The 15,827-nt window shown below is 53.3% G+C and carries 10 protein-coding genes; 5 read left to right on the top strand and 5 right to left on the bottom strand.

Translation table 11 applies throughout. The features are described 5' to 3' along the window. The first annotated feature begins 22 nt into the window (after window positions 1–22). A complete protein-coding gene (clpA, locus tag ACQKDS_RS14965) occupies window positions 23–2,299 on the top strand; it encodes an ATP-dependent Clp protease ATP-binding subunit ClpA (protein ID WP_399672148.1) in 2,277 nt (758 codons plus the stop codon). 329 nt (window positions 2,300–2,628) lie between these two features. Here clpA and infA read toward each other — a convergent pair whose 3' ends face one another. From infA to trxB, 5 genes are all read right to left on the bottom strand, one after another. After that, a complete protein-coding gene (gene infA, locus ACQKDS_RS14960) occupies window positions 2,629–2,847 on the bottom strand; it encodes a translation initiation factor IF-1 (protein WP_002211347.1) in 219 nt (72 codons plus the stop codon). Between the two features lie 106 nt (window positions 2,848–2,953). Beyond that, window positions 2,954–3,679 carry a leucyl/phenylalanyl-tRNA--protein transferase gene (gene aat / locus ACQKDS_RS14955; protein ID WP_399672146.1) on the bottom strand — a complete coding sequence of 242 codons (726 nt, stop codon included), beginning with the start codon at window positions 3,677–3,679 and terminating at the stop codon, window positions 2,954–2,956. A gap of 30 nt (window positions 3,680–3,709) precedes the next feature. Continuing rightward, window positions 3,710–5,446 carry a heme ABC transporter ATP-binding protein/permease CydC gene (gene cydC / locus ACQKDS_RS14950; protein WP_399672144.1) on the bottom strand — a complete coding sequence of 579 codons (1,737 nt, stop codon included), beginning with the start codon at window positions 5,444–5,446 and terminating at the stop codon, window positions 3,710–3,712. A 2-nt stretch (window positions 5,447–5,448) separates the two neighbouring features. Next, on the bottom strand, window positions 5,449–7,215 hold the full coding sequence (gene cydD, locus ACQKDS_RS14945; protein WP_399672142.1) for a heme ABC transporter permease/ATP-binding protein CydD: 1,767 nt from the start codon (window positions 7,213–7,215) through the stop codon (window positions 5,449–5,451). A 458-nt stretch (window positions 7,216–7,673) separates the two neighbouring features. After that, complete coding sequence (gene trxB / locus ACQKDS_RS14940; protein WP_399672140.1) at window positions 7,674–8,645, bottom strand: thioredoxin-disulfide reductase; 972 nt, start codon at window positions 8,643–8,645, stop codon at window positions 7,674–7,676. Between the two features lie 664 nt (window positions 8,646–9,309). Here trxB and lrp point away from each other — a divergent pair. The 4 genes from lrp to ACQKDS_RS14920 all read left to right on the top strand — a co-directional run bounded on the left by lrp (window position 9,310) and on the right by ACQKDS_RS14920 (window position 15,728). Beyond that, the gene (lrp, locus tag ACQKDS_RS14935; RefSeq protein ID WP_399672138.1) at window positions 9,310–9,804 is read left to right on the top strand and encodes a leucine-responsive transcriptional regulator Lrp; all 495 of its coding nucleotides are present in this window, start codon (window positions 9,310–9,312) and stop codon (window positions 9,802–9,804) included. A 120-nt stretch (window positions 9,805–9,924) separates the two neighbouring features. Then, window positions 9,925–13,419, top strand: a complete 3,495-nt coding sequence (locus ACQKDS_RS14930; RefSeq protein ID WP_399672136.1) for a DNA translocase FtsK 4TM domain-containing protein — start codon at window positions 9,925–9,927, stop codon at window positions 13,417–13,419. A 343-nt stretch (window positions 13,420–13,762) separates the two neighbouring features. Next, a complete protein-coding gene (gene lolA / locus ACQKDS_RS14925) occupies window positions 13,763–14,374 on the top strand; it encodes an outer membrane lipoprotein chaperone LolA (RefSeq protein ID WP_399672134.1) in 612 nt (203 codons plus the stop codon). Between the two features lie 67 nt (window positions 14,375–14,441). Then, window positions 14,442–15,728 (top strand): replication-associated recombination protein A, encoded by a 1,287-nt coding sequence (locus ACQKDS_RS14920; RefSeq protein ID WP_399672217.1) that lies wholly within the window; start codon window positions 14,442–14,444, stop codon window positions 15,726–15,728. Window positions 15,729–15,827: the final 99 nt, after the last annotated feature.

Here is a 15,827-nt window from a genome sequence, read left to right as displayed (position 1 = left end):
GCGATTTATTGGGGAGGTGCCTATGCTCAATCAAGAACTGGAACTCAGTCTCAACATGGCTTTCGCCAGGGCGCGTGAGCACAGACACGAGTTTATGACCGTGGAGCACCTGTTGCTGGCATTACTCAGCAACCCTGCCGCGCGAGAAGCGCTTGAGGCATGCACGGTGGATCTGGCGGCATTACGTCAGGAACTGGAAGCCTTTATCGAACAAACCACACCCACGCTGCCCGTCAGCGAAGAAGAGCGTGACACACAGCCTACGCTCAGCTTCCAGCGCGTGCTGCAACGTGCGGTATTTCATGTGCAATCCTCCGGCCGCAGTGAGGTTTCCGGCGCTAACGTGTTAGTGGCGATCTTCAGCGAGCAGGAGTCACAGGCGGCTTATCTGCTACGCAAGCATGACGTGAGCCGTCTCGATGTTGTGAACTTCATTTCGCACGGTACACGCAAAGACGAGCCGGGCCAGGAACCGAATTCGGAAACCCCGGTAAACGAAGAGCAGTCTGGAGGGGAAGACCGTATGGAAAACTTCACCACCAATCTCAATCAGTTGGCCCGGGTAGGCGGTATCGATCCTTTGATCGGCCGCGACCGAGAGCTGGAACGTGCTATCCAGGTACTGTGCCGCCGCCGTAAGAATAACCCGCTGTTGGTGGGGGAATCGGGTGTGGGTAAAACCGCGATCGCGGAGGGGCTTGCCTGGCGTATCGTACAGGGTAGCGTCCCTGATGTGATGGCGGATTGTACACTGTACTCTTTGGATATTGGTTCACTGCTGGCGGGTACCAAATACCGCGGCGATTTCGAGAAGCGCTTTAAAGCGCTGTTAAAACAGTTGGAACAGGATCAGAACAGCATTCTGTTCATTGATGAAATCCATACCATTATCGGTGCTGGCGCCGCTTCCGGTGGGCAAGTTGATGCCGCCAACCTGATAAAACCGCTGCTTTCCAGTGGCAAAATTCGGGTAATGGGCTCGACGACCTATCAGGAATTCAGCAGTATTTTTGAGAAAGATCGCGCGTTAGCGCGTCGCTTCCAGAAAATTGATATTACTGAGCCGACGCCGGAAGAAACCGTACAAATTATTAATGGTTTGAAGACCAAGTACGAAGCGCACCACGACGTCCGTTACACCGCCAAAGCGGTGCGGGCGGCGGTTGATCTGTCAGTGAAATATATCAACGATCGCCACTTGCCGGATAAGGCAATTGATGTGATTGATGAGGCGGGCGCACGCAGCCGTTTGGTACCGGTGAGCAAGCGTAAAAAAACCGTTAATGTGGCGGATATTGAATCTGTCGTTGCGCGTATCGCGCGGATCCCAGAAAAAACCGTCTCCGCCAGCGATCGCGACGTGTTGAAAAACTTGGGCGATCGCCTGAAGATGCTGGTATTCGGCCAGGATCAGGCGATTGAAGCGTTGACCGAGGCAATCAAGATGAGCCGTGCCGGTTTGGGGCATGAGCGCAAACCGGTCGGTTCATTCCTGTTTGCTGGCCCAACCGGCGTGGGTAAAACGGAAGTGACCGTGCAGTTGGCGAAGGCGATGGATATCGAGCTGTTGCGTTTTGATATGTCCGAATACATGGAACGCCATACCGTTAGCCGCTTGATTGGTGCCCCTCCGGGTTACGTGGGTTACGACCAAGGTGGGTTATTGACCGATGCGGTGATCAAGCATCCACACGCGGTGGTGTTGCTGGATGAAATTGAGAAGGCGCACCCGGATGTGTTCAATTTACTGTTACAGGTGATGGATAACGGGACGCTGACCGATAACAACGGCCGTAAAGCAGACTTCCGCAATGTGATCTTAGTGATGACCACTAACGCCGGGGTGCGCGAGACTGAACGTAAGTCGATCGGTTTGATAGAGCAAGACAACAGCACTGACGCGATGGAAGAAATCAAGAAAGTGTTCACGCCGGAATTCCGCAACCGTCTGGACAATATTCTTTGGTTCAACCACTTGTCTACTGCTGTTATCCAGCAGGTTGTTGATAAATTTATCGTCGAACTGCAGGCCCAGCTTGATGCGAAAGGCGTATCGCTTGAAGTGAGTGATGAAGCGCGCGATTGGTTGTCGATAAAAGGCTATGACCGTGCGATGGGCGCGCGGCCGATGGCGCGTGTTATGCAGGAAAACTTGAAGAAACCGCTGGCTAATGAACTGCTGTTCGGTTCACTGGTTAATGGCGGCTCGGTCAAAGTTGAACTGGACAACGATACTCAGAAATTGACGTATCATTTCCTCAGCGCATCGATGCGTAAAGCGGATGAGGGCGTGCATTAAGCCGTACGCCACTCGCAATGCTTTAGCATTGCTTCAGACAGCTGACAAACGTTATTAGGGAAAGCGTGGCGGTGGGGTCGTAGTGGCATAAGCCACCGGAGCGCCCCTCGCTACGCTATGCCCGAGTATATCGGGTTATCAGGCGACTTCGTCATCAAGCTCAAGCGATGCTCAAGCATCGCTTTTTTTGCGCCCAAAATGAGTGAGCCCTCTCAGTTTACCTACGCACTTGCAACTCAATGTTGAACGCTGCGGCGGGGGTAAACGGAAAGGGCTCTGGAGGGATTTACATCCTCAATGTCGCCAGTGGCTGGCGACGGGTTAGCCGATTAACGGCTACGGAAGACAATGCGGCCTTTGCTCAGGTCGTACGGGGTCAGCTCTACAGTGACTTTGTCGCCCGTCAGGATGCGGATATAGTTTTTACGCATTTTACCGGAGATATGAGCGGTTACCACGTGCCCGTTTTCCAATTCTACGCGGAACATGGTGTTCGGCAGCGTATCAAGAACGGTGCCCTGCATTTCAATATTGTCTTCTTTGGCCATCGAATCCTCTAGGTGTAACTACCTTAGTTTTTAACCGGCAAGATAATGCCGAAAAACCCACATTATGTAAAGATGTGTCGGTGAACATTGCACCGTTTCCGCAAAATTAGTTTGTTGGGGAGGGTGGTTCAGCCTGCTGTGGGGGTATGACTTGTGGCACCCAGCATTCTGTCGCTAATGGTCGACGTTGAAGCTGGCTAAGGTGCTGCAAAAATTGGCGGCGGGGTATTTCACGCGCACCAAGGCGGGAAGTGTGCGCGTTAAGCACCTGACAGTCAATCAATTCACCGCCAAAAGCGGCAAAATGCTGGCAAAAAGCCATCAATGCGCATTTTGAGGCGTTGGTGGTGCGGCTAAACATGGATTCACCACAAAATAATGCGCCTTGCGCTACGCCATACATCCCGCCTACCAGTTGTTCATCGTGCCAAACCTCGACCGAGTGGGCGTAACCGAGTGTATGCAACTGGAGATAGGCTCGCTGTACGTCGGGGCCAATCCACGTGCCTTCCTCTGGTCGATCGGCACAGGCGGCAATGACCGACGCAAAGTCATGGTTTAACGTAATGCGAAACGGGTGAGTACGTAAGAAACGCTTAAGGCTGCGACTGATGTGGCGTTCTGCCGGGAATAGTACCGCGCGTGGGTCCGGTGACCACCATAGAATCGGTTCTCCGGGTGAGAACCACGGGAAGATACCGTGCTCATAAGCCGCTAACAATCGCTGTGCACTTAGGTCGCCACCGATAGCCAACAGGCCATTAGGATCGCGCAAGGCGCCCTCAGGTGACGGGAACGCTAATGAGTGCGGTGAAAGCTTAATAATGCGCATAAAACTCCTTAGCGGCCTTTACAGCGCGGATTACGGCAGCTTATGGCTGATGCGTTGACAGAACTGAGCGTATCGCCCTTGCTGATTGAGCAGGGTGGTGTGATCGCCTTGTTCAACAATCTGACCGCCATCCATCACGCAGATACGATCCATATGTTCAAGCCCATGCAGCCGATGGGTAACGACAATTAACGTCTTATCTCGGCAGTGCTCACGCAATAACGTCAGAATCTGCTGCTCGGTTTCTGCATCCAACCCTTCGGTTGGTTCATCTAACAGCATCAGCGGTGCCGGGTGCAGCAGCGCACGAGCGATGCCCAGACGACGTTGCTCACCGCCGGAGAGCTGCCTGCCACCGTCACCCAGCCAAGCGTTCAACCCTTCATTTTCCAGTAGCTTATCCAAGCCGACGCGTTGCAATACGCTTTTTAGTGCGTCGTCATTCGCGGTTGGCGCCGCCAGCAACAGGTTTTCGCGCAGTGTGCTGCTAAAGATATGCACACGTTGGCTAACGACCACGGTCATGGCACGTAATGTACTTTCATCATAATTCGCCAGCGGTATGCCGTTGAGGTGGATTTCGCCACTGTCGGCATTCCAAGCGCGGGTCAATAATTGCAACAGAGTCGATTTACCACAACCGGTACGCCCTAACAGCGCAATGTGTTGGCCTGCGGCGATGTCCAGCGTTACGTCACGTAGCACGGGTTGCGGTTGTCCTGGATAGGTAAAACTGACGTGTTGCAAGCGCAGTGCCGCGTGGGGAGCGCTCGCAGGGCCAGCCGCAGGGAAGGTGACTTCTGGTTGCTGTTGAATCAATTGATTAACGCGTGTGGCGGAGGCGATCACTTGGCCAAGATGCTGGAAGGCACCGGCCACGGGCATTAATGCTTCAAAAGACGCAAGCGTCGCGAAAGCGAATAGCGCAATCAGCGCGCCGGGTTGGCTGTTTTCCCCGACGCCGTTGGCGGCCAGCCATAGCAGCAGTGTTACCGTTAAACCGCTTGAGAGGATCATCAAAGCCTGCGCCATGCCGCCCAGCGAAGCCTGTTGCCATTGGCGACGTTGCCAATGCTGTTCGGTAGTGACAAGTGCGGCGCGGTAACGGTTGACCGCGCCGAAGACCACCAGCTCTGCTTGCCCTTGCAGCCAGGCGGTAAGATCGGTGCGATAGTGGCTGCGTAAAGCAGTCAGTTCACCCCCGATGGGCTTACCGGCGTAATAAAATACCGGCGGCACCAGCAACAGCAATAACAGCAGAATTCCGCCTAAGGTCAGAGCCAAGGTACTGTCGAGGAAGCTTAAACCGAACGTCACCACGGCGATAACCACCGCAGCGCTAACCAGTGGTGAAATGACCCGCAGATACAGATGATCCAACGTATCGACATCCGCAACCAGTCGGTTTAGCAACTCTGCCTGGCGGAAGCGTGCTATGCCGCCCGGGGATAGCGGTAGGATTTTTTGGAAGGTAAAAACGCGCAGATGCGATAACACGCGGAACGTTGCATCGTGGCTGACCACACGCTCAGCATAGCGTCCGGCGGTGCGAAAAATTGCTGCACCGCGTACGCCCGCGGCTGGCAACATGTAGTTGAAGGTATACAGCCCCGCTAGCCCGGCCAGCGATGATGCAGCGAGGAACCAGCCAGACAGAGTCAATAGCCCAATGCTGGCTAGCAGTGTCACAATGGCCAGTAGGATACCCAAGGAAATGAGCAATGAGTGGCGACGATACAACGCCAAAAACGGTAGCAAAACGCGCATGATTAGAGCTCCCCACTGCGGTGTGCGATCAGAGTGGCAAACAGCCCAGGCTGGCTACTCAGCGTTGCGTAATCGCCTTGTTGGACGATCTGCCCGTTATCCATCACCCAAATCTGATCAAAATCTTCGGTATCTTCCAATTGGTGAGTCACCAATAGCGTAGTTTGTTGATGAGAGGCAACATTCAACGCTTGCATAACCCGTTGCTCGCTGTGCGCGTCCAGACTGGCGGCAGGCTCATCCAGCAATAACAATTGACGTGGGCTGATGAGCGCCCGGGCGACGGCTACCCGCTGGGCCTGCCCAACCGACAGGCGTGCTGCGTTGTCGCCCAATACGGTATCCACCCCTTCGGGTAGCTGAGCAAGAAATTCGCTGATGTAGGCCTGTTCTACCGCCTGTTGCAACTGTTGTTCATCGGCCTGAGGATGACCAAGCAGAATGTTGTCACGCAGGGTCTGCGCCGGTAAATGCGGGTTTTGCCCGACCCAGCCCAGCCGTTGCCGCCAATGTTCTGCATCGAGCTCACGCAGTTCGATACCGTTAATCTGTAAAGAACCACGATAAGGTAGAAAACCGAGCAGCAGGTTTAGCAGTGAACTTTTCCCCGCCCCGCTTAAGCCGACTAGGGCAATACGCTGATTGGCTGGCAGAGTGAAGTTCAGTGGACCGGCCAGTACAACGCCCTGTGGCGATAGGATCTCGACATCACAGGCTGCCAACGTCAGCGGGGTGGCATCGTCCAGCGTTAAGCTACCGTTGCCGATGCTTTCACCTTTAGCGTTGAGAAAGGTTTCCAATGCTTCTGCGGCACCTATCGCTTGCGCTTTAGCATGATAAAACGCGCCTAAATCGCGCAGCGGCTGGAAGAATTCCGGTGCCAGTATTAACACCAGGAAACCAGCAAACAATGTAACGCCCATGCCATAGCTGCCAAAGTTCAGCTCGCCAAGATAGGAAAAACCAAAGTAAACCGCGACCACCGCAATGGAGATTGAAGCGAAAAACTCCAGTACAGCCGAAGAGAGAAATGCCATCCGCAAGACTTCCATGGTTCGCCGGCGGAAATCTTCGGAGGATTTCGCGATATGATCGGTTTCTGCCTGACCGCGATGGAAGAGACGCAATGTCTCTAAGCCACGTAACCGATCGAGAAAATTACCGCTTAGGCGAGCCAGCGCGACGAAGTTACGCCGGTTGGCATCGGCAGCCCCCATGCCGACCAACGCCATAAACAGCGGAATAAGCGGCGCGGTGGCCAACAAAATCACGCCGGCAGCCCAGTTAATTGGGAATACGGTGATTAATATCAACAGGGGAATAAAGACCGCCAGATACATTTGCGGCAGGTAGCGCGAGTAATAATCCTGCATATCTTCGATCTGCTCAATAATGATCGAGGCCCAACTGCCGGCCGGTTTACCCTGAACCCACGCAGGGCCAAGCTGTTGTAGCTTATCCAGCACCTGACGGCGCATCTGCTGACGAATAACTTTGCCGCAGATAAAACCCACGTATTCGCGCAACCAGCTCAGCAGCGCGCGTAACGCAAACGTGGCGGCCAGCCAGAGAAACGCAGAGATAAGTTCTTCGCGAGGTGTCTGTTCAATGATCAGTGCATGGAGCAGGGCGGCCAACAGCCAAGCCTGCGTCACAATCAAAATGCCGCTGAACAATCCTAATAACATTGAAAGGCGTAGCCAACGTTTCGCAAGAGCGCTCTGCGTTTTAAGCCACTGGGTTAACTGGTGCTGTCTGGTTTTTTTCATCAGAAGTGTCTGCGTCGCCGACGCCTGTCGCAACAGGCCAAGTTAACATACTGTTAAAAAAAGTGTTTGCCCCATCCGGAAGCGCACAAGTGAGGGGTAATGTTACCTCGTGACTGCGCCGGCTGAAAAGAAATAAGGCGGCGATTTGGCTTGAGTTAAAGATATTTTCTCAGTTCTACGGATGTTTCGGGACGTTATCAATACGGCAAGACGCCAAAGCGTCGATCCGTATAACTACGGCGTGACGGTGCGGGAGGCGATGGCATTAAGAAGGACACAGCTGAGGTGCTCCGGTCACGGCACCGAGAGTTGGCCTGAGCGGTCGCAAGGGGAGTCAGACTTCGCGGAATATTCTGATGAGGTTGGCGTCGTAGAAGCGAAAATGCCGCTCAGATTTAACTGGACGGCATTCGGTTTTAGGATGTTTTATTTGTCAGTGGAGGACAGCACAGAATGGTTTATCGCGCTGTCGCCTGAGCAATACCGTCGAGGTAGCGCTCAGCATCCAGTGCCGCCATGCAGCCTGTACCGGCTGAGGTGATGGCTTGACGATAGATGTGATCCATAACGTCACCCGCAGCAAATACGCCAGGAATACTGGTTTGGGTCGCATTACCTTGGATGCCGGATTGCACTTTGATGTAGCCGTTCTCCAGCGCCAGTTGATCACCGAAGATCTGGGTGTTAGGGCTGTGGCCGATGGCGATAAACACGCCAGCAACCGCCAGATCGGTGGTTTCACTCTCGTTTTTAGTGCTGCGCATGCGAACGCCGGTAACGCCCATCTCGTCGCCCAGCACTTCATCCAAGGTACGATCGGTGTGCAGAACGATGTTGCCATTTTTCACCTTGTCCATCAGCCGATCGATCAGGATTTTTTCTGAGCGGAAGCTGTCACGGCGGTGAATCAAATGCACTTCAGCGGCGATATTAGACAAATACAGCGCTTCTTCAACCGCGGTGTTACCGCCGCCGACGACGGCAACTTTTTGGTTACGGTAGAAGAAACCATCGCAAGTGGCACAGGCGGAAACGCCTTTACCTTTGAACTCCTCTTCGCTCGGTAAGCCGAGATAGCGTGCGGATGCGCCGGTAGCGATGATCAATGCGTCGCAGGTATATTCGCCGCTGTCGCCAAACAGACGAAACGGACGATTTTGCAAGTCAACGCTGTTGATATGATCGAAAACGATTTTCGTTTGGAATTTCTCTGCGTGTTCATGCATGCGTTCCATGAGCCGCGGGCCCGTCAGGCCCTCCGCATCACCCGGCCAGTTTTCCACTTCGGTGGTGGTGGTCAACTGACCGCCTTGTTCGATACCGGTAATCAACACCGGGTTCAGGTTTGCACGCGCGGCATAAACCGCAGCGGTGTAGCCAGCCGGACCGGAGCCCAGAATCAATAACTTGCTATGTTTAGCCGTGCCCATGAATGACCTCTTTTCCCACAATGGCGGACAATGGCATCGATTGTAGGGAAAATAGCGCAGTAAAAAAAGCGCCAGCGCGTGTTGTTAACGATTTGTTTGATAGCTATCGCCGATTAATCGATGCGTGACGGAGTGTGATGGCGAAAAATGTCGCAGTAATGATGAGAGGGTAAGAGCACGTTCGGTCGCTCAAGATACATGAGCGTGGCACAGCGCGAGGGCTAGGACGGATTGGCGTGAGTCTGAATTGTGTTGAGACGGATAATCGGAGAAAGAATAAACGGTAATGAATGAAAACCCTCACTCTTGACGGCTTTATGCGGCTATCTGCCCGGTATTTTTACCCAGCGAATCATCATTAAAAATGCGGTGCTAACTTTTATTAACGGCACGTTCTTCTGATTTTGCTTCTTTTACTTTGACAATCCGCTACGCATTTGCGAAAACATCACAGGAAGAACAAATTATCCACGCGCGCGGGGATTAGACAGACAGACCGTGCAACGGGAAATTGGTTAGTGAAGAAGCACTAATGTCGTTAATCCCCTGTGGAAATTAGCGGCAGATAACAGGCATCGGGTCTTCGCTTGGATCGAACCCTTAAAACAGTGATGTTGGCGAGGGTGTGGCAAGTGCAAGGAAGAAAATAAGAGAGACAATAATAATGGCAGACAATAAGAAACGCCCGGGTAAAGATCTCGATCGTATCGATCGCAACATCCTGAATGAACTCCAAAAGGATGGCCGCATCTCGAACGTCGAGCTTTCGAAGCGCGTGGGTTTATCCCCAACACCTTGTTTGGAGCGTGTGCGTCGTCTTGAGCGTCAAGGTTTCATCCATGGTTATACCGCATTGTTGAATCCGCATTATCTGGATGCATCGCTGCTGGTTTTTGTAGAGATCACGCTGAACCGTGGTGCGCCAGATGTGTTTGAGCAGTTCAATACTGCGGTACAAAAACTGGAAGAAATTCAGGAGTGTCATCTGGTTTCCGGTGATTTCGACTACTTGTTGAAAACCCGCGTACCGGATATGTCGGCTTATCGTAAACTGCTGGGAGAAACGTTGCTGCGTCTTCCAGGTGTTAATGACACCCGCACTTATGTAGTGATGGAAGAAGTGAAACAGAGTAACCGTCTGGTTATCAAAACACGGTAAGGTGCAGGTGCAAAACCTGATTAAATTCGTTACACTCCTGTTTATTCATACAGTCTTGGCGCCGGGGCAACCTCTCGGCGCTGTTACGTTATCAGCTAACAGGAACCTGGAGAGCCTTTCTTGAGCCAGGAATATACAGAAGATAAAGACGTTACCTTGAAAAAACTCAGCAGTGGCCGACGGTTACTGGAAGCTGTGTTGATCGTGGTGGCGATTTTCGCCGTTTACCTCATGGCTGCTTTGATCAGTTTCAATCCGTCTGATCCTAGCTGGTCGCAAACTGCATGGCATGAGCCGATCCATAATCTAGGTGGTGGTGTGGGCGCCTGGATGGCCGACACATTACTGTTTACCTTCGGGGTGCTTGCATACGCGATCCCGCCGATCATGATTATCCTATGCTGGGCAGCCTACCGTCAGCGTGATACCGGTGATCACATCGACTATTTTGCACTCTCACTGCGCTTAATTGGTACGTTGGCGCTGGTGCTGACTTCATGTGGTTTGGCGGCACTCAATATTGATGATCTCTATTACTTTGCCTCTGGTGGTGTGATCGGCAGTTTGCTGAGTAATGCCATGCTACCGTGGTTTAATGGTATTGGTGCCACCTTGGCGTTGTTGTGCGTGTGGGCTGCTGGCCTGACGCTTTTCACCGGCTGGTCTTGGTTGGTGATTGCTGAGAAAATTGGCGCAGCCGTACTGGGCGTAGCGACGTTGATGACCAATCGTTCACGGCGTAACGAGGGTTATTACGATGATCGGTATCGTGATGAACCGGCGCTGACAGAAAAAGAGACGGCGAAAGAAGCTGCCGTTGACCCTGCAATCGATAGCGACGATGTGTTGTTCACGGCTCCTTCCGTCGGGGAGAGCACGCAACAGGCGCAAGCGACTGAAGAGGTGGCTGCTGCTGCGTCGCTCAGCAGTTTGCGAGCGACTCGCGATGAGAGTGAAGACTTAAGCCAGACTGCGGTTCAGCCGTCAGAGGAGGTTCAAGTTACTGAGCCTGTTGTGCCTGTTGAAGCGATTGCTGCGATGAAACCGGCAGCACCGGCGGTGACTACCGCACCAAGTGCGCCGACTTCTGTCAACCAGCATCCGATGAACACGCAATCTGATAACGGTGGCACGCCGCCACTGTATTCATTTGAAGTGCCAGAAGAAACGCCAACGCCAAAAACAACGCGAGTTGTCGATTCTCATCATGATGATGAACCGCAATTAGGGAATTGGCGTTCTACGACGCCGCCGCAGCGTGATCCTTCACCGTTCGATTTCTCTGCGACAACACCGCATGAGAGCAGCGAGGTTAGCGACGCCAGCGGTTTTGCAGCCGGTGATGCAGCGGCGTCGCTCAACAATGCCAGACCGTCGGCGGATACATCGGCTGCTGGCATTGCTGCCGCAACGGTTGCCAGTAATACGTTTATGCCAGCATTTAGTGCCACCAGCGAAGCTAATTCTCAAGTAAAACAAGGTATAGGCCCGGAACTACCGCGTCCAAATCCGGTGCGTATCCCTACCCGCCGTGAATTGGCCTCTTACGGTATTAAGCTGCCTTCGCAGCGCATGGCCGAACAGGAACAGCAAAGCCATAGCGGTGAGCCGCAACCTGGCGTTAGCCTCAATCCGCAGGAAGAAGATGAAGCGTTGCAAGAAGCGGCACTAGGACGGGCATTCGCCGAGCAGCAAACTCAGCGCTATGGTGAGTCGTATTCACAAGACGATGAAGATGCGTTGCAAGAGGCCGCATTGCGTCAGGCCTTTGCTGAACAACAGCAGGCGCGTTACGCGGATACCCCGTTGGCAGACACCTCGCGCGCTGTCGATACCCGCAATGCGTTTAGTTTCTCACCGATTGACGATCTGGTTGACGATGGCCCAAGTGAGCCATTATTTACCCTCTCGCCGCAACCGGAAGAGGAGACAAGCGCACCGCAACCGGTTCAGCAGCCTCAACAGCAAACACCTTCGCCGTCGGTGCAGCCGCTACATCAGCCAGTACAACCTCAGCAACCCGTGCAGCCGCAGCAACCGGCCGAACCGGCACAAGCCGCAGCGCCGCAACAGCCGGCGATGGACAGTTTGATCCATCCGTTCCTGATGCGTAACGATCAGCCGTTGCAGAAACCGACCACGCCGTTGCCGACCTTAGACTTGCTGACGGAAGCGCCGAAAGAAGTTGAGCCGATCGATTCGTTCGCGCTGGAGCAAAAAGCGCGTTTAGTGGAAGCCAGCCTGGCGGACTATCGGGTGAAAGCCGATGTTGTCGATATTTTACCCGGCCCGGTCATTACACGATTCGAACTGGATTTGGCACCCGGCGTTAAAGCCGCGCGGATTTCCAATCTATCACGCGATCTAGCACGTTCGCTTTCGACACCCGCGGTGCGGGTGGTTGAGGTTATTCCGGGCAAACCTTACGTCGGTCTTGAGTTACCGAATGCCAAGCGTCAAACGGTTTATCTGCGGGAAGTGTTGGATTGCCCGGCATTCCGTGATAATCCGTCACCGCTGTCGATCGTGTTGGGTAAAGATATCTCCGGTGAACCGGTCGTCGCGGATCTGGGTAAAATGCCACACTTGCTGGTGGCGGGTACGACCGGCTCGGGTAAATCGGTCGGCGTTAATGCCATGATCCTGAGTATTCTGTATAAAGCCACGCCGAAAGAAGTGCGCTTTATCATGATCGATCCGAAAATGCTTGAACTGTCGGTGTATGAAGGTATCCCACATCTGTTAACCGACGTGGTTACTGATATGAAAGACGCTGCCAATGCATTGCGCTGGTGCGTAGCGGAAATGGAACGCCGCTACAAACTGATGTCTGCGCTGGGGGTGCGTAATATTGCCGGTTACAACGAGCGTGTCGATCAGGCTGAAGCGATGGGCCGCCCGATTCCCGATCCGTTCTGGAAACCCTCCGACAGCATGGACATAACACCGCCGGTGTTGGAGAAAGAGCCGTATATCGTGGTGATGGTCGACGAATTCGCCGATCTGATTATGACGGTGGGTAAGAAAGTCGAAGAGTTGATTGCTCGCCTGGCGCAGAAAGCGCGTGCGGCGGGGATCCACTTGGTATTGGCAACTCAGCGTCCTTCTGTGGATGTGATTACCGGGTTGATCAAGGCTAACATCCCAACGCGTATTGCATTCACCGTATCGAGCAAGATTGATTCGCGCACCATTCTCGATCAAGGTGGTGCAGAGTCCTTACTTGGGATGGGTGATATGTTGTACTTGGCACCGAACTCTTCTATCCCAGTGCGTGTTCACGGGGCCTTTGTGCGCGATCAGGAAGTGCACGCGGTGGTCAAGGATTGGAAAGCGCGTGAGCGGCCCCAATATAAAGAGGGTATCGTTAGCGCCGGTGACGACGGTGAAGGTGGCGGCATTGACGGTGACGAAGATCTTGACCCGTTGTTCGATCAAGCCGTGGAGTTTGTGGTGGATAAGCGCAGAGCCTCCATTTCCGGTGTCCAGCGCCAGTTCCGTATTGGCTACAACCGTGCCGCGCGCATCATCGAACAGATGGAAGCGCAAGGTATCGTGAGCGAGCAAGGGCATAACGGTAACCGTGAAGTACTGGCTCCGCCGCGGCATGAATGATGGTTGTCCATTGATATGATTAATCAAGAGCCGCTTTGCGGCTCTTCAGACGGGTGAAAAAGCCTGTTATGAGGGAAAGTGCGCCAACAATGTCGTGGTGGCGGCTTGCCGCCTGAGTGTCCCTTTGTGCGTTAGGTTCGCGTATCTCGGGTTAAAGGTAACGTTGTCATTAACCATAAAGGCCGCTCTGCGGCCTTTATGCAAAGAAGCGTAAACCCGTAGCTTCTCAGAATATTGGTCGTTTTGCCTCAGTTCGGCTTCCGGTAGAGTGTGAGATGTTACGGGATAATCGATCCGCTGGCATTACTCTGCGGTAAACGCATTTCATAAGGTATTTGGAATAATGAAAAAACTGTTAGTTGCTTGTTGCCTGCTTTCAGGGTTTGCTTCTGCCTCTGTGTTGGCAAATGCAGAACGGGATCTACAAACGCGCTTGGCAAAAGTGAATACGTTCCATGCGAGTTTTACCCAGACTGTCACTGGTAGCGACGGCTCCGCGGTACAGCAAGGGGAAGGCGAGCTGTGGGTTAAGCGGCCGAACCTGTTTAACTGGCATATGACGTCACCGGATGAAAGCGTATTGGTTTCTGACGGGACAACGCTGTGGTTCTATAATCCCTTTGTAGAACAGGTGACGGCGACGTGGTTGAAAAGTGCCACCGGTAATACGCCATTCATGCTGATCACGCGTAATAACCCGAATGATTGGAAACAGTACAACATTAAACAGCAAGGCGATGATTTTGAACTGACGCCGAAATCACGCAACGGTAATCTGAAGCAGTTTGCGATTTCGGTGACCAACAGTGGCACAATCAAGAGTTTTGCAGCGGTGGAGCAAGATGGTCAACGCAGCGCTTATGCGTTAAAAAGCCAACAAAATACGGCTGTTGACGCCAGCAAATTTAAATTTACCCCGCCAGAGGGGGTGACGCTGGACGACCAGCGCCAGTGAGGTTTGCGTGAGTAATAATCTGTCTCTCGACTTTTCTCAGAATGAATTCCAACCGTTGGCCGCACGTATGCGGCCAACGACGTTGGCACAGTACATTGGTCAGCAGCATTTATTGGCGCCGGGTAAACCGTTGCCGCGCGCTATTGAGGCAGGACAGCTGCATTCGATGATTCTGTGGGGGCCGCCTGGTACCGGGAAAACGACATTGGCAGAACTGATCGCTCACTATGGCCAGGCCGACGTCGAGCGCATCTCTGCCGTGACTTCCGGGATTAAAGAAATCCGGGAGGCGATCGAGCGTGCACGTCAAAATCGTCATGCGGGTCGCCGTACCATTTTGTTTGTTGATGAGGTACACCGCTTTAATAAAAGTCAGCAGGATGCCTTCTTGCCCCATATTGAAGATGGCACCATCACTTTTATTGGGGCGACCACCGAAAACCCCTCATTTGAATTAAATTCAGCGTTACTGTCACGGGCTCGCGTCTATCTGTTGAAAGCGCTCACCACTGAGGATATCAGCCAGGTGTTGGAGCAGGCGATGCACGACAGCCATCGCGGCTTCGGTGGGCAACATATTGAGCTGCCGCAAGAAACACGGCGTATGTTGTCGGAGTTGGTCGGTGGTGATGCCCGGCGGGCGCTGAACAGTCTTGAAATGATGGCCGACATGGCGGAGATCAACGAGAAAGGCTGGCGAGTATTGACGCCAGAATTATTGAAAGAAGTCTCGGGTGAACGCAGTGCACGTTTTGATAACAAAGGCGATCGCTATTACGATTTGATCTCGGCCCTGCATAAGTCGGTTCGCGGTTCGGCACCAGATGCGGCGCTCTATTGGTATGCGCGCATTATTACCGCGGGTGGCGATCCATTGTATGTTGCTCGTCGTTTGCTGGCGATCGCCTCTGAGGATGTCGGCAATGCCGATCCTCGCGGTATGCAGGTAGCGCTCGCGGCTTGGGATTGCTTTACCCGCGTTGGTCCGGCCGAAGGCGAACGCGCGATTGCTCAAGCGATTGTTTATTTAGCCTGTGCGCCGAAAAGCAATGCCGTGTATACCGCTTTCAAAGCGGCAATGCGTGATGCGAAAGAAATGGCGGACTACGACGTGCCAGAGCATCTGCGCAATGCGCCGACGAGCTTAATGAAAGAGATGGGCCTGGGCGCAGAATACCGTTACGCGCACGATGAACCCCATGCCTATGCTGCCGGTGAGAACTACTTCCCGCCTGAAATGGCCAACACACGCTATTATCAACCGACGGCTCGTGGGTTGGAGGGTAAAATTAACGAAAAGTTGGCTTGGCTCGCTGAACAGGATCAAAATAGCCAGACAAAACGCTACCGCTAGCGTTGCCGTTGCGGTAAGGTTAGCAGCTATCACTCTTCCTTTATGCGGCTTTTCATTAGCGGCATAGAACGACAGATTTTCTTTCAATAACAACAAGCA

The organism is Serratia sp. NPDC078593, from assembly GCF_050268245.1.
In the GTDB taxonomy this organism is placed as follows: Bacteria; Pseudomonadota; Gammaproteobacteria; order Enterobacterales; family Enterobacteriaceae; genus JBNNGK01.
This window is presented reverse-complemented; position numbering and strand designations above follow the sequence as displayed.

Excerpts from the sequence above, each read along its gene's own strand:
- clpA (WP_399672148.1), top strand. The coding sequence starts at position 23 with ATGCTCAATCAAGAACTGGAACTCAGTCTCAACATGGCTTTCGCCAGG.
- infA (WP_002211347.1), bottom strand. The coding sequence starts at position 2,847 with ATGGCCAAAGAAGACAATATTGAAATGCAGGGCACCGTTCTTGATACG.
- aat (WP_399672146.1), bottom strand. The coding sequence starts at position 3,679 with ATGCGCATTATTAAGCTTTCACCGCACTCATTAGCGTTCCCGTCACCT.
- cydC (WP_399672144.1), bottom strand. The coding sequence starts at position 5,446 with ATGCGCGTTTTGCTACCGTTTTTGGCGTTGTATCGTCGCCACTCATTG.
- cydD (WP_399672142.1), bottom strand. The coding sequence starts at position 7,215 with ATGAAAAAAACCAGACAGCACCAGTTAACCCAGTGGCTTAAAACGCAG.
- trxB (WP_399672140.1), bottom strand. The coding sequence starts at position 8,645 with ATGGGCACGGCTAAACATAGCAAGTTATTGATTCTGGGCTCCGGTCCG.
- lrp (WP_399672138.1), top strand. The coding sequence starts at position 9,310 with ATGGCAGACAATAAGAAACGCCCGGGTAAAGATCTCGATCGTATCGAT.
- lolA (WP_399672134.1), top strand. The coding sequence starts at position 13,763 with ATGAAAAAACTGTTAGTTGCTTGTTGCCTGCTTTCAGGGTTTGCTTCT.
- ACQKDS_RS14920 (WP_399672217.1), top strand. The coding sequence starts at position 14,442 with ATGCGGCCAACGACGTTGGCACAGTACATTGGTCAGCAGCATTTATTG.